General features: G+C 47.9%; 20 protein-coding genes and 1 pseudogene. 2 read left to right on the top strand and 19 right to left on the bottom strand.

The window, feature by feature from the left end:
• Positions 1–187, top strand: a pseudogene (locus tag Xinn_RS17980) (IS630 family transposase); the annotation flags it as partial.
• Between the two features lie 401 nt (positions 188–588).
• Here Xinn_RS17980 and Xinn_RS17970 read toward each other — a convergent pair.
• Together Xinn_RS17970 and Xinn_RS17965 are read right to left on the bottom strand one after the other, a co-directional pair.
• Positions 589–981 carry a hypothetical protein gene (locus tag Xinn_RS17970; protein ID WP_143706508.1) on the bottom strand — a complete coding sequence of 131 codons (393 nt, stop codon included), beginning with the start codon at positions 979–981 and terminating at the stop codon, positions 589–591.
• An 81-nt stretch (positions 982–1062) separates the two neighbouring features.
• A complete protein-coding gene (locus Xinn_RS17965; protein WP_086953562.1) occupies positions 1063–3588 on the bottom strand; it encodes a transglycosylase SLT domain-containing protein in 2526 nt (841 codons plus the stop codon).
• A 161-nt stretch (positions 3589–3749) separates the two neighbouring features.
• On the opposite strand from Xinn_RS17965, the gene ghoS reads away from it, so the two are divergent.
• Positions 3750–4034: a type V toxin-antitoxin system endoribonuclease antitoxin GhoS gene (ghoS, locus tag Xinn_RS17960; RefSeq protein ID WP_086953563.1), complete on the top strand. Its 285-nt coding sequence runs from the start codon at positions 3750–3752 to the stop codon at positions 4032–4034.
• Here the strand turns inward: ghoS and Xinn_RS22195 are convergent.
• From Xinn_RS22195 to Xinn_RS17885, 17 genes are all read right to left on the bottom strand, one after another.
• Entirely contained in the window at positions 4019–4180 is a 162-nt protein-coding gene (locus Xinn_RS22195) for a hypothetical protein (protein WP_169923612.1), read from the bottom strand. The genes ghoS and Xinn_RS22195 overlap by 16 nt on opposite strands.
• A 43-nt stretch (positions 4181–4223) precedes the next feature.
• Positions 4224–4448, bottom strand: a complete 225-nt coding sequence (locus Xinn_RS17955; RefSeq protein ID WP_086953564.1) for a hypothetical protein — start codon at positions 4446–4448, stop codon at positions 4224–4226.
• Between the two features lie 16 nt (positions 4449–4464).
• Complete coding sequence (locus Xinn_RS17950; protein WP_086953565.1) at positions 4465–4941, bottom strand: hypothetical protein; 477 nt, start codon at positions 4939–4941, stop codon at positions 4465–4467.
• Between the two features lie 53 nt (positions 4942–4994).
• Positions 4995–5147: a hypothetical protein gene (locus tag Xinn_RS22190; RefSeq protein WP_211286030.1), complete on the bottom strand. Its 153-nt coding sequence runs from the start codon at positions 5145–5147 to the stop codon at positions 4995–4997.
• Positions 5148–5203: 56 nt separating this feature from the next.
• Complete coding sequence (locus tag Xinn_RS17945) at positions 5204–5617, bottom strand: hypothetical protein (protein WP_086953566.1); 414 nt, start codon at positions 5615–5617, stop codon at positions 5204–5206.
• The gene (locus Xinn_RS17940; protein WP_086953567.1) at positions 5617–6066 is read right to left on the bottom strand and encodes a phage tail fiber protein; all 450 of its coding nucleotides are present in this window, start codon (positions 6064–6066) and stop codon (positions 5617–5619) included. The genes Xinn_RS17945 and Xinn_RS17940 overlap by 1 nt, the downstream gene beginning before the upstream one ends.
• A gap of 13 nt (positions 6067–6079) precedes the next feature.
• Positions 6080–7537 carry a DUF3383 domain-containing protein gene (locus Xinn_RS17935; protein WP_086953568.1) on the bottom strand — a complete coding sequence of 486 codons (1458 nt, stop codon included), beginning with the start codon at positions 7535–7537 and terminating at the stop codon, positions 6080–6082.
• A 9-nt stretch (positions 7538–7546) separates the two neighbouring features.
• A complete protein-coding gene (locus Xinn_RS17930; RefSeq protein WP_086953569.1) occupies positions 7547–8032 on the bottom strand; it encodes a phage neck terminator protein in 486 nt (161 codons plus the stop codon).
• The gene (locus Xinn_RS17925) at positions 8020–8400 is read right to left on the bottom strand and encodes a hypothetical protein (RefSeq protein WP_186435636.1); all 381 of its coding nucleotides are present in this window, start codon (positions 8398–8400) and stop codon (positions 8020–8022) included. Before Xinn_RS17925 ends, Xinn_RS17930 begins: the two co-directional genes overlap by 13 nt.
• Before the next feature lie 66 nt (positions 8401–8466).
• Positions 8467–8877, bottom strand: coding sequence for a hypothetical protein (locus Xinn_RS17920; RefSeq protein ID WP_086953570.1), 411 nt, complete (start codon positions 8875–8877; stop codon positions 8467–8469).
• 60 nt (positions 8878–8937) lie between these two features.
• Positions 8938–9408 (bottom strand): HK97-gp10 family putative phage morphogenesis protein, encoded by a 471-nt coding sequence (locus Xinn_RS17915; RefSeq protein WP_211286029.1) that lies wholly within the window; start codon positions 9406–9408, stop codon positions 8938–8940.
• A 3-nt stretch (positions 9409–9411) separates the two neighbouring features.
• Positions 9412–9825 (bottom strand): DUF4054 domain-containing protein, encoded by a 414-nt coding sequence (locus tag Xinn_RS17910; protein ID WP_086953571.1) that lies wholly within the window; start codon positions 9823–9825, stop codon positions 9412–9414.
• Positions 9825–10178 carry a hypothetical protein gene (locus tag Xinn_RS17905; protein WP_086953572.1) on the bottom strand — a complete coding sequence of 118 codons (354 nt, stop codon included), beginning with the start codon at positions 10176–10178 and terminating at the stop codon, positions 9825–9827. Before Xinn_RS17905 ends, Xinn_RS17910 begins: the two co-directional genes overlap by 1 nt.
• Positions 10179–10243: 65 nt before the next feature.
• Positions 10244–11254: a major capsid family protein gene (locus Xinn_RS17900; RefSeq protein ID WP_086953573.1), complete on the bottom strand. Its 1011-nt coding sequence runs from the start codon at positions 11252–11254 to the stop codon at positions 10244–10246.
• Positions 11255–11346: 92 nt separating this feature from the next.
• On the bottom strand, positions 11347–11826 hold the full coding sequence (locus Xinn_RS17895; RefSeq protein WP_086953574.1) for a structural cement protein Gp24: 480 nt from the start codon (positions 11824–11826) through the stop codon (positions 11347–11349).
• 9 nt (positions 11827–11835) lie between these two features.
• Positions 11836–13065 carry a DUF2213 domain-containing protein gene (locus Xinn_RS17890; protein WP_086953575.1) on the bottom strand — a complete coding sequence of 410 codons (1230 nt, stop codon included), beginning with the start codon at positions 13063–13065 and terminating at the stop codon, positions 11836–11838.
• A partial coding sequence (locus tag Xinn_RS17885) for a phage head morphogenesis protein (RefSeq protein WP_169923610.1) occupies positions 13062–13598 on the bottom strand: 537 nt, incomplete at its 5' end. The genes Xinn_RS17890 and Xinn_RS17885, both read right to left, overlap by 4 nt.

Genomic DNA, 13598 nt, shown 5'->3' with positions numbered 1-13598 from the left:
TCTTCCGGTCTACTCGCCTTGGTTAAATAAAATAGAACGGCTATGGCAATCACTTCATGAAACGGTGACACGCAATCATTGTTGCCAATTTATGTGGCAGCTTATTCGTAATGTGAAAATTTTTTTGGGAAGAGCTTCGTTAACGGCTTGGGAAGAAATGAGAAATATAAGAGTCTCACCATTATGACAAACTATTTAGAACTTCGCTCAAGAATAATTGCGATAAAGTACCGTGCTAGCCTCAGTATGAAATAACCACTCCAGTAAATAAACGTAAATAGAACTACATTATTTAATATGCCTTCTTTTACTCCTTTGGTGTTAAATGCAACCACCACAACACCAATCCAAAAAAAGACAATAGAGGTTTTGGTTTTCTTTTTTGATGCCACGTTATCACCATAATGAAAATAACAAATAGATTGGCGATAACCTAACAAACAGGTGGATGGAACTCAATCTGAACAACTTGAAGTGTGTTACAATTTTACAAATATATTCTTTACTTAATATTGCTTATCCAATTAGCTGCAATGGCTTATCTGAAAAACCATGAATGGATTAAAGATTAAATTTCTTCTCCTCAAGTTATTTCTTGAGGGGTACATTTAGGCTAATTAGACTCATAAATCCACCGCTACCACACACCGCATACTTAGCAAAAGATAATTGCCCTTTTTTGAGTATCTTCTGTACGCTTTGTTTGTCTGCATTACTTAATTTATCAAACCCAGTAGGTATAGCGAAAATTTTATCATCCGATGATTTAAATTTAATGAGGTCGATAGTATTACCACTTTCAGAGTATTGGAAACCATCAATCGAGAAAAACCCTTCGCCTGATTCGCATCCCTCTACAACCTTATCAAGATTATCAACGCTAGCCGTTTTGGTTATTTCATCTACGGTAAAGCTAGGCTCTGCAAACGATGGCAGTGTAACGAAAGTAAATAGCAGAGCGATAGCAATTTTCCTCAACATAGTAACCTCAAATCCGATTAACATAATTTAAGTATAATAGCTTTCTTAAAAGAAAACACACATCCATGTATGAATTTTCTTTTAGCCCATCGACGAAATAATCTGAGAAAGATTTGTTCTGATAGCTTCAGTGCCATCTGCCACTGTTCCTTTCACCGTGTCTGAGTTTGAATAAACGTTAACATTGCCGTTCATCTCGATGTTGACGCGTGTCGTGCCAGCCATAGGCATATTACGTATCTTGTCGGTTTGAGCCAAAAACTCGAACGGTGCATTCATGTCCATATTGGGTATGAGGGGCTGATCCATCCTTGATTGAAGGTTAGAAAGTGATTCCACAACTCCCTGAGCCTTCCGGTTTTTGCGTTCTTCTTCCATGTATTTTTTGACTTTTGGAATGTATTTGCGTGTCTCTTTTGGCATATTTTCCATACCTTTTTCACGCACTCTACCTTCTCCCCAATTATAACTAGCCAACGTTTCATCTAATTTACCACCGAACTTTTTAGACAAGTTACTCACCATTTCGGCTGCTGCATCCCCTGATTTATACCAATCGAAAACATCATCTCCTTTTAGTCCATATGCAGCGGCAGTTTTCGGCATAAATTGAAATGGACCCATTGCCCCAGCCTCTGATACCAAGTGCCTACGTCCCGACGATTCGGCCATAGCTATTGCATACAGTATTCCCGCTGGCAATTTATACTTCTTCTCCAGCTCCATGAAGTAACCCCGCATTGCATTGAGTGCAGCCTTGTCGGTGAGGTCGTTGGCGTTTTTAGAATTGAGCTGGGTTTTGGATGTAATTTCCTTGCTCTTTGCGGCTACGCGATTATAAGTTTTCGCAGCCGAGTTTAGGGCATCTTTAGCTACACCTGACCAGTTAACATTCCCTTTCTTATCGGTATTACTTGATATGGTATCGGCTATTTTATTGGGAAGACCTGCGGCAACGGCGAACTGAGCCATTTTACCGCCCGGCAATAAATCACCGAAGCCGAACAAGGCCGCTTCTGCCCGCTCTTTCGGGGTTTCAGCCTCAAGCACTTTTTTGGCTGCCTGTGTCCTTTTTATGCCTTCTACTGCCAGATTGCCGACATTATTTCCCAGTGAGTCCCAGTCAAAATTATCAATCTTGGACTTGAAGTCCATAAACGCCCATACAGCGCCACCGACTAACAAGCCGGGGAGACCAAAGAAGCGGACTAACCCTAATCCCGCCAGACTTAACGTTGTCAGGATGCCTGCTAACCATGGACCACCCAAGAACAAGGCTAATCCACCCAGTGTTAGTTTAAAGGTATCCAACTCTCCATTCGTATCAGTAAACCACTGACCGATGGTTGTGGTCTTGAACCACTCTTTGAACTCATCCAGTTTCTTCAGAATCCATGTGATTGACTCATCCCACTCTTTCCAGTTGAGTACCGAATCGCCGCCTTTTTTCCATGTCTGGTAATCGTCATACAACACCCAAAGTGCAGCAGCAAGCGCAAGGATTATTCCTGTTGTGCCCAGTAGTGGAGCAAAAGCCAGTAGCAACATGCGGCCTGTACGGAACAGAACAGGTATGAGAGTTAGTGTTAAGAAGACTGATAACGCCCTGAAGACATTAATTGCCGTCTCTCGGTTCTTATTCAGGTATTCTAAAAAACCCGTTACCATCGTCGAGAGCTTCAATAAACGCGGTATGAGGTAATTTGCCACCAGCGTCTTTAACCCCTCCCATTGCTGACTGAGAACGGAGTTTTGCTCTCTGAGTTTACGGTTAAGCTCCAGTTCTTCTTTGGTGGAGATAACGAGGTTCTTCTGGGCGTCCAGTCGTTTCTGGATGGCATCACGGCCTTCTAGCAGAGTATTAATCGTGCCGTCATCTATCCCCATATTCTTAGCGATGTTATAAGCCTGAGGGCGATCCATCTGGGACATGCTACCCGCCATATCCAGCAGAATATCGTCCAAGTTACGTAGCTTCCCTTGCGAGTCTACCACTCCGACACCCAGCGCATTAAAGAAAGGCAGGATAGACGCATCACCGACTGTCACTAAATCCCACAATGATTTATTGAGGCCAGACAGGGTAGCCGCCATACCGTCAGCCGTGCCACCGGACATCTCAGCCGCGTTCTGCCACTTCTTGATGGTCTCCGCGCTGAGTCCGGTATTCTTGCTCAGGAAGTGAAGCTGGTCACTGGCACTGGAAACGTCATTAATCAGTTTGGTGAGGCCAGTGGAAACAAAGAGCGTGGTAAACAGTCCTGCCAGTGCTTTCACTGCGACATTGACCGACTTGCTCCAGTCCTGCGTCTTCTCTTTGTTCTTCTTGGTCTTATCACCGTACTCTGACAATTCACCTAATATTGCTTCCAGATTGGTGTTGAGCTTATCCATCGATTTAACCAAGTCTTGGTTAGACTGGTCAAAATCTTTGGTACTGTCTGCGGCTTCATCTACATCATCAGACAGTTTGACAACCGCAGTTGATGCGCCACCTGCTTTCTTATCCAAGTCATCAAGTGCCTGAATTGCCTTGTGTGCATCACTGGCAAAACCGGACATATCCAGCTTAAGGCCAACCAGTAAGGTATCAACGAGAGTCGCCATTTGGCTCTCCTTTGGACGTAAAAAAAGGCCGCATTGCGACCCGTTGAGATAATCATTTCATGCCTGCTTTTCACCACATCAGGCGAGGTGGTTCCTCACTTACCGTGATTAAGGGAAAGTGATAGGTTGATGGGTTCGCAACCAAAATGAGGAATAAATAAATGGCAAACTATTTGGTTAGGGTTGAAATATATGATGCTGGTCATAATGAATATGAGGAATTACATAAAAAAATGAGAAGCCTTGGATTCTATAAGTCCATTACATTCTCTAATGGTAAAAGCCACGATCTACCCGATGGCACTTACTTTGGGATATCTAACAACAACAAATCACAAATTATGTCTGATGTGGAGAGAGTATCTAAGCCACTTTCAAAAAAAGCCCCAGCGATTTTTATCTGTATATTCACTGACTGGACTGCTTCACTTTATCCATCTAAGTGACCATAGCCAACTACTGGCACTTGACCATCTTTAGGCAAGTTGGTTCGCCTGATAATAATCATATCGGCAACCAACTTTATAGCCTGATCAAAAGTTATATTTTCTTCTACCGCTAATTCATGCACCATTGATTCAAGTTTGTTCATGTCTTATCTCACTTAATTTTTAGCTATTGATTGATAAACCTGACTACCGATTGTCGGATGATGCTCCCACCCTGCCATACTCACTCTCACTAGCCGAAATGCAGAGCTTAGCAAACCCCCTCGCTATACTTTCAGCCAGATTCTCCAGTCTGACTGTTTGCGATTCCTGATATTCATCATCAACTAAACCCGCTTCACGAATAGCAATCGTTTTATATACTTCAATCGCTGCTGATCTTGCATCAGGGGGTAATTCTTCAAATTTCATCGTTATTCTCCGTTGGTTAATTTATTCTATTACACTGACCCAGCACCGCATTGACTGGGCTAAAGGCATCCGTACTGCTGAGTGCGGCTATCACCCCGGCGTTTTTTGTGCCAATCACATAAGCAAAATTATTGTTATCGCTGGCAACGTGGTAAGTCACCTCGGACGCACTGCTTGAACCCGTTCCCAGCGCGGCACTGACATAGCCCCACGAACCGGACGGCCTGACATCAAAGGCCATACCGGGATGCAGGTCAACGCTGAGGTATTTGCCGTCTTTATCTGTACTGACACTCATCACGACTTGCGGATAATAACCGCTCGGAAAGCCGTTCAGGTTGCGTGGGTCATTGAAAAGGTGAGCAGGGTACATCTGACAGAAATAGTTGCCATCGCGGATGGCTAGCTTACCGTCCTCCCCCGTATAGACTCCGCTATCTGCTAATAACGCACACGGGAACAGCAAGAATGCAGCGGCGATTTTCTTGAACATCGGACACCTCACAGCAAGATAATCTCATTGAAGTATAGCGTTTTTGCCTGCATTTAATGCTGACGGTTTTCCATCTCTTCCCTGAGACGTTTGTTATAGTCGCTGACCTGACCGATTTCAATCAGGTTCATGGCAGCCTCAAGCCCGTAGACGGTGGCAAGCTCGTGATAGGTCGCATAACCCGCCGTCACAATCTGAAAGACCACGCTGGACACATTCACCGTTTCAGCCAGTACCCCTTCTCTCAGCGGCAGCCCGGCCTTTAGCTGTTCGAGTCTGAGCCACCGCCTTGTGTGAAAAAATCGATATGGATTGTCAGTGCTTCCTTACGCAGTAAGAACAGCGTCTTCACATCGCGGATATCGGCGTTAAATTCAATGGCGCGGGCATTCCCCCCGGACGGGACAATCTGCACGCAATCCAGTAACTCATTGAGCAGCGGGATACCGTCGGCTGCCCGAATGTTGGATAGCGCCTTAATTGCCACATTAGTGATTGCCATCATGCCCATCTCCGGGCGGATATCACCAATATCCACCCCGCCATTGGCAATGGTAAACAAGGCACGCATTGCCCAGTCATCGGCTTTCACTACGGGCATTTCGGTGATCACAAAGGTTTTGCCTTTGTCGCGGCCTGATTCAATGGTGATAGTCTTGGATTTTAAGAGTGACATTATGCGATTTCCTCTGCGCCGACGGTGATCATGTTGAATTCGTAGCTGGTTCCGTCCAGCAATTTTTTAATACTCGCGCCCGCTGTCATGCTTATCAGGCCGCCTGTCCCGGTGTAACGCTTTTTGATGGACGGCATTTCGATAACCAAATCAATAAAGCGCGTCTCCATGTTGCTGTTGAAGTCTTTGCGGATGTTTTCCATGATCTGCGTTGAAGGGCTGTTAGCCTCCAGATACAGTGTCCACGAGGTTTCATGCGGCATGTAGCCGATAGACTGCCTGCCATCCACCCCGATCCGGGTTTCTCCAAGCGTCACCTTACCGAATTCCAGTGCGTTATCGACTTGAAAGCCCTGAATAGTGACCCAGTCATCATAAATACCTTTGCAGCGCAGCATCAGGACGGCATTGGCTGAGGTGATCGTGAGTGGGTTATGTCCCATTGACATGAGGGTTTACTCCTTACTGAACATTAATAGAGGGAAGCGTCACCTGCTGGACACTGCCACCATCGGCATACCAGAGTTTCAGCGGTAAAGACTGGCGAAGTCCGCGCGTCTGTGCGGGGGCTTGACCAATACGTAAGCACCAGCCCTCGGTTTTGATTTGGGTTGCCGCATCAAAGCCAGCCTCAGTGTTAATCTGCTTTTTCTGCTGCTCGGATAATTCCACCCCGCGTTGAATAGCGCCGAAGTTCAGCATCTGGTCAATCGGGTCTTTGATGGCTGCCCGATGAATGGCTGCCCCGTTGTCGGTATAGGGGATGCTCTTGAAGCTTGTCAGCATGGTCATCAGGGCAAGCTGCAACTGGCTGTTCAGGTAGACCTGATTCACGTAGCTGTCGAGCCACTTGAACTTACCGGATATCGAACCCGGATAGGCGAAGATAAAGCGGTCGTTTGCCGTACCGTAAGCCCCGTAGAAATTGAATTTCAGGCGCAGTAACTCATCTGCCAGTGCTTTATCGGTCACGGAAGGTTTCAGCCCTTCCTGACGGCGGAATGCAAAGTTTGTCCGTCCGTTGAGTTCATTAAAGCTCAGGCAGGCCGGATAACCACAGACAAACGCCCCGTGCGTGTGGTTGCCAAACATCAGGTGCGTGCCGCCAATATCGGACTCACGGATAACATTCGAAATTGCTTCCAGCTCCACCAGCGATTTACTATTCTCAGGCCATACATGCAGATAGCGATCCCCTTGCAGCGATACCCATTTGGAAATGGCTGATTTTTCGTCTGTACTGAAACCATCCACTGCCATCACCGAGACAAAATTGCTCACGGTTTTGGTGATGCGGGGTAACAGTTCCTCAATGGTGTCGGCTTTGATGCCCTCGTTTTTCTGTGCGCCGGTTTCTTCGGTCAGCCCCATGTAATCGGCTAAATCCCCCGTACCGAATCCAATCGTGCCATCACTGCCTTTCTTGATGCCCTCAATGGTGAAGGTACGGCTGCCTGCGTCATATTTACACACGCCCGCTTTCGCCAGCGATTCAGAGACCGCCGCCGCCAGTGCCGAGTAAGACTTGATGTCCGCTGGCGTGATGGTCACTACCTGCCTTTTGCCGTCGATATCCAGCGCCAGCCCCTGTGGGATATGGCTGAAATCGCGAATAGGCATTTTACCGCCCACCAACTTAGCGGGTTGATCAGTGGTCATCATGGAGGCGATATACAATGTCTCAGGCCGAGCCGTCGAACCGACAAAGCCAGCAAAGTAAACCTGTGCCGCTTCATGCTCTTTGGATTTTGTGCCAAAGATATCAGCCACCTGTTCAGCATCGCCAAAGGCTTTTACGCCCAGCATGGCATTTGGGGTTTGCTTGGTAGTAAACAGCACATTCAGTGCCAGAGGATTACCGCCCGTGCCAACGACGCCGGGCAAGACACTGACAATGTCACTTGCCGGAATAGTGTTCATGGAAATTCCTTAAATAGAGTTGAGATCGAGAGAGAATGAATCAGTGCTGTCCACTGAGTAGGTGGTTTCAGGGTTGTATTGCAGCTTAATTTCAAGCATGACGCGGTTTTCATACTGGTTCGCTTCGTTGACCAGTACCATTTTTCGCGGTGATTCACTGTAAAGTGGCTGACATTTTTTCAGCCGGGCGGTGGTGTAAGGGGACTGCCACAGGTTCGCCGCTATCCGCGCCCGTGAATCGGCCTCGTCACCGTAAAAATCCAGTTGCATTGTCAGCTCGACAGAACGTTGTGCCGTAATGGTTGACGCTTCGTGATGATAGTAATTGGCAGTGTAATCCAAATCCCGCTCAAACAGGGCGTGCATGATAATACCGTTCTCAGGGGCGGGAACATCATTCTGATACCCCTGCATCACCTCACATGAAAACAGCTTAATGAGATATTTTCTCACCTCAGTGAAAATATCCTCATGTGTAACGGTTATTGTCGCCATAGCAGCACCTTCACCCATGTCGGGTAAGATTCAATAACTTTCGTGACATTCCACTCAGATATCTCCTCTTCACCGTACGCTGCAAACCGCATCCGGTCAGACCCTTTTTGTTTCGAGCGCCGGATTGCCGATATCTGCCCGCGTGCATACGCGTAAATATGCTGTCCCTGCTGGTTAATCACCCCCAGATGCTCTAAATCCTGCGTACTGAGACTCTGGAGCTGGACAGTGATTTCATGCTCGGTGTATTTGGGGGCTTGCTTACCGGAGTCCGAAATGGTGTAGCCATCATTGGTTAACAGGATGGCGCTGATATTCGGGTTAACGGTGGTGGTAAGGCTATTGGCGATAGTTCTGACATTAATCATTTCTCACCTTTCATGCACAAAAAAGCCGCACAAGGCGGCATTAGACTTTAAATTGTAAAAATAAATTTATTGGTTATCTCTCGCCTGCTTTTTTCGCAACAAAATCACTGTGGCAGCCATTTCCCCTAACATGATATTTTTACTTTTAAAAATATTACCTTCCTTCATAGCTTCTAACCACGCGACGATATCATCATAATCAGGCTCTGAATATGTCGCCCTGAATGCATCAAGGTTGACATCTTCTACCGATTTAAAGTAATCAGAACAAAGCTCAACCGCTTCCGAGGCGATTTTTGTCGGCGCTTTCTGGGTATTTATAACCTCTTGCTGGACATGTTTAACCAGACAAGCACTTAGCTTTTTCCTCTCGGCAAGAATCTTTGAGCGTGACGCTTCATTGTCTAATACAGATCCTGCAAAGGCATTGTTAGCCCCCATAATGAGGGACATAAATAATATAAACTTTAATTTCATTGTCGTTTCCTTTCGTTAGGTCACGCAATGATAACAGTGAGATAAATCGGTTACCGCGATTTATTTACTGCTTTTGATAACTTCATAATCAATTGCCCGCTGCAAACTCCCGGTATCCACCAGCGTCTGACCGGGTGAGGCATTACCTTTTTTCGCTTTTCGGGCAACCGTCTCTGGGGCATTCGGCGGTGGCAATGACTGCTCAATACTGTCTTTGATATCTGATGCCATCACTTGCCCGACGACATCAAAGGCCGCCTCGACACCGCCTGCCTCTTGCAATCGCCCGCGAAGCTGTGCCCCCAGAATCTGCCCCCATTCCCCGGATTTATTGGCGATGGTGCTGCGCATAAAAGGCCGGGGCGGAATATTGCGTGTACCAAATTCGTTAGCAGCGGCATAAGGGGCAATTTTTTCGCCTGTTTCTTCATTCGTTGCGCCTGCCAGTACCCCGGCCTGAACCTGAATTGTGGGTGTGCTGGCGATGCGCGCCAGTGCCGCCCGGAGTTTATCCCCGCCTTTGATTCCCATAATTTACCCCCAAGGGTGATAATGTTTGACTGCCGAATAACGTCCACCCACCACATATTTGCGCGTGGCCTGCCAGTACATCTGCCCGCAGGGTGTGAGCTTGAACCACGAGGCATTGGCGGCATCGGGAACCGCAAATGACACACTGACTGAACCCTCTGACGCACTGGAGGCCGGGCCTGCCTGTCCTTTATCACCCCATAACGTGACGGTTGCAACATGACAGGTCAGCAGGTACAACAAGGTCTTGCGCTCCTGTGTGCCGCTGGGTTCATAAGGAATAATCGAGTTATCGGAGTTATCCAGCAACAGACAGGCCACATCAAACGCCTGTTGTAATTGCCCGTTGGTCAGAGCGCCTGCAAATCGCGGGTAAAGCTCAAGGAACGCATCAGGGTCAAAGGTCACGACTGCCATCAGGCAGCCTCTTTTGCCGGTTCTGTCGCGGTCTTGCTGGTATCAACCGGCTCGCGACCGTGACGCAGCTCTTTTTTCTCGCTGGCTTTATCATTGGCACTGGTGGTTTTTTCATCCCAGACACACAAGTTATTTTTGAAAATTTCCATGTCGCCATACGTTTTCAGGATGTATTCCCATTTATCTGCATCAACAACGGTTTCACCGTACAGACCGACGGGCAGCTCCCCTTTCTCTAATCCAAAGAGATGAAAAGCGTTACCTTTCAGCACCATACTCGAACCATCCGGCATCGGAAACTCGATGCCATGCGGGTGATTCAGGCGAACATTCATGGTTTTTCCTTTAGACATACTTTCTCTCCAGCATAAAAAAATGGCCTCCTGAGAGACCACGGTGTTTTGATTGGGTTTGATGACTACATTCCGGTCATTTGGGCAATGGCCGCCGGAATTCGGATCACGGAGCCATAGGTGGTTGCCGTGAATTTCTGCGAGAACGACGATAAATCCGGCACAATGCGGCCTGCTCGCATCTTCTCACCAAAACCCAACAACCCCGTTTCCATGCCCGCTATTTTAGGGGCAATCAACTGCATGGTTTCACCACTCGCACCACCCAGTTGTGGCAAATTGACAAACTTGATCTTGCTGAAATACGTCATCAGCATTTTCATCACTGAGACGTTAAAGTCAGTTGCATCACCCAGTTGTACGCGCAATGTGGGGGATAGCGCCAGAATCAGTTCATCCTGTTCAGAAATCAATCCCTGAGTCTGATTAACCAGACGGGCAAATAAATTCAAAATATCCCGATAACGTTGCTGCGTGCTCTTGTCTACCCACTTAGTTGAGCCTTTTTCACCAGAAGGCGCGGCAACAATGGCGGGAAGCAAATTAGGGTCGTTAAGCGCTCCGTAAATTTCACGGCCTTCTACCCCTAACAGGTAGAATTTATTGCTGTCGATGTCGATAATCGTCGCCGCAGCGCGTTGTTTATCCGCCGCTAAATTGATTTTCGCCCCCGATGCCATGTCTGCCTCTAAATCACCGTATTGGATAACGGTTTGATAGCGGTACTGCTCGCGGGTGTGCCATTCATTGTTCGTTCCCGCCCGACCGGAGTGTCCAAAATCCGAATAAGCCGCCGTGTTACCCGTGACTTCATTCGCACGCCATTTCATATACGGCGTTGTCCAGTCTCCGCGTTTCTCTTCGCTGTATAGCTCACGGGCGTTACGGACGGCGGTCAGGATTTCAATGACTGTCGGGTCGATATAAGCCAGCAATTCAGCCGGAACAGTGGAATTAGGCGATGTCACCATCGCAGCATCCTGAATCAGTCGCGGCATGTTGTCACGGGTGATCCACTCACGCGCCCCGTTAAAGACAAAGCCGTATTGTCTGGCTTGTTCAAAAGATATAGGCATTCTGTTCTCCATGACACGCACGACAACGCCCACCCGTTATTGCAGAGTGTCTGTCATGCGTGAAAATAAATGAATTAATGTAGGGTAAGAAATTACCAGTTCGAGATGATGGCGAGGTTGCTGTCAGCGTCGTAGTATTTGACACTCCAGTCGGTCTTAACGTGACCCTCGACCGTGGCTTTGGCATCAGCGGTCTGAATGCTGCCATCCGTCGTTGAGGCAAATACCGTCTGCCCGATGGCGGCATTCGGATTAGTTGGCGTACACCAAAAATCCCCTTTAACCGCGACCGTAACATCAGTCTGATCGGGAATAACCATCGTGCCCGGTGATATCAGGTCGAAGTTGTAATACGCCAGCACCCGCTCAGCAAAACCAATCGGCGCATCTTTGCCTGTTGTAGCGGCTTTGACTTGTCTGAAAGGGTCAGTGCCTGCAAAGACGAACTGCCCGAGCGTAATATCGCCTTCTGCTCGTGGGTTGCCTTGTGTGTAAACCACCGGGTTTTGGGTGGCCCTGTCACCGGGAACCGCCGGTGCGTAATACAGGCCGACTTGTTTTTGTAATGCCATGATAACCTCTTAAAGTTTGATGTTTTTCAGACCTGCAAACGGACCATCCAATTGCGCGGGGGCGGTATCCATCACCGGTTGTGTGAAAGCTGACGGCTTTTGGGCTGCCAGTACATCGACCATGCCTTTATACGCGGTTTTATCGTATTTCTTCGGGTCATAGCCCTTGGCTTTCAGTGCATGCGCATAGACTTCGTCAGCACTGTCAAACGCCATGACATCGACATCTCCCACCAGCGAGCGGACTTTATGACCAGCTTCATTAAGCGCCCGGAAATGAGCTTTTGCTTGCTCAACAGCCTGATGGCGAATGGTGTTAGCATCCATAGTCACTTTGGATTTCTTGTCCATAGCAGGGGGCTTCTCCTTGCTCACTTCCGTGTTTTCCTGTGTCGGATTATCCTTCACTGTTTCAGCATTGGCGGGGTTATCAGTGACCGAGGCAGGGGGTTCACCTTCTGCCAGTTCGTGCGCAAATTGCATGCCGCTGATAAAGGTCTGTACCGCCGTTTCATCATCCGTTGCCAGCCCCAGCGCCGTCATTTTTTCTTTGACTGCGTCCTCGTCTACCGCGACTCCCGTCTTTTTTTCCTCAGGCGGTAACGTCGCATTCGGATCATCCTGTGTGACGCCGGTATGCTCAGGTGCTTTATTTTCTTCTGACATCTCTTGTACCTTCAATTGAGACGGCAAGCCGTCATGTACGTATACATCGGGACCTGCCCGACCTTCTTTGACCAGTGCCACATGGTTTCCCCGGATGTTTCGCATCACGAAGTCATAAGGTGCACCGTTAAATTCCCCTGACGTGAAATCAGGTTCAAAAAAGTAACCACAACTTAATTCTTTTAACGAGCCGTCCTGAATGGCATCAATCGCCATCTGGTCAGTGACAGTTAATGCGTTATCCAGATAAGGTGAATCCCAGACCGGTGTTGTCCCAATCGATCCCACCCGCAACTCTTTTAGTGGCTGTTCTGCGCTGTCCTGTTTATGCAGATAAAGCAAGGGAACACCGTTAAACGTGGCCTTGGCTTTATCCAGCTCATCGCTGGGTCGGTAGCCGTAATACATTCGGTCTGGCTCTAAGGCCAGCGTATCCCAGCCGGGGATTTCCCGACCGACATAGGGCACCACCTGCTCTTTGGTTAAATGCGTCTGAGAGACATGAAGGTAGCCGTTTTCGTCAATACGTCGCCGACTCCCCGCGTCAAAGACGACCGAGTTATTTTCATTCATTGTTCACCGCTTCCAATTTGAGGGATAACCGGGCGGAAATCGCACTTACAATTGATTAATTCACCGGCATGAACATGCCGTTTCACATGGTCGTCATAGCAACCTTCGCTGAGCTTAAACCGCTGACCGTGCATTCTGACGTGTGAATCACGGTATGATTTACTGCCTCCTGCCCGGTGTATCCAAATGCCTTCGGTTATCCCGGTGGATTTGCAACGTTCGCGGGCAATGGCATTCGTCGCTTTGGCGTTCTGGTCACGGGCAATGGTTCTGGCGCGGTGCTCCGTTATCCCGTAGCGTTTTTTCAGCTCTTCCTTCAAAAAGCCCACATCCCGCCCATTAACCACACTTTGCTGGACCAGTGTTTGTACCTGTGTCAGATACTGTTCAGGAATGGATTTAATCAGGCTGACCTGTTGCTCATACAGGCTGTCTATACCCATCGTAATTGAAGCTGCTTGATTTTTCCTTCCTATCAGATCAAGATTGTGTCCATGAAAATTACCCTGACAAATGCCCAAAAAGAAGCCCTC

Source organism: Xenorhabdus innexi (assembly GCF_002632485.1).
Classification (GTDB): domain Bacteria; phylum Pseudomonadota; class Gammaproteobacteria; order Enterobacterales; family Enterobacteriaceae; genus Xenorhabdus; species Xenorhabdus innexi.
The sequence above is the reverse complement of the archived record's forward strand: the minus strand, read 5'-3'. Positions and strand labels throughout refer to the sequence as shown.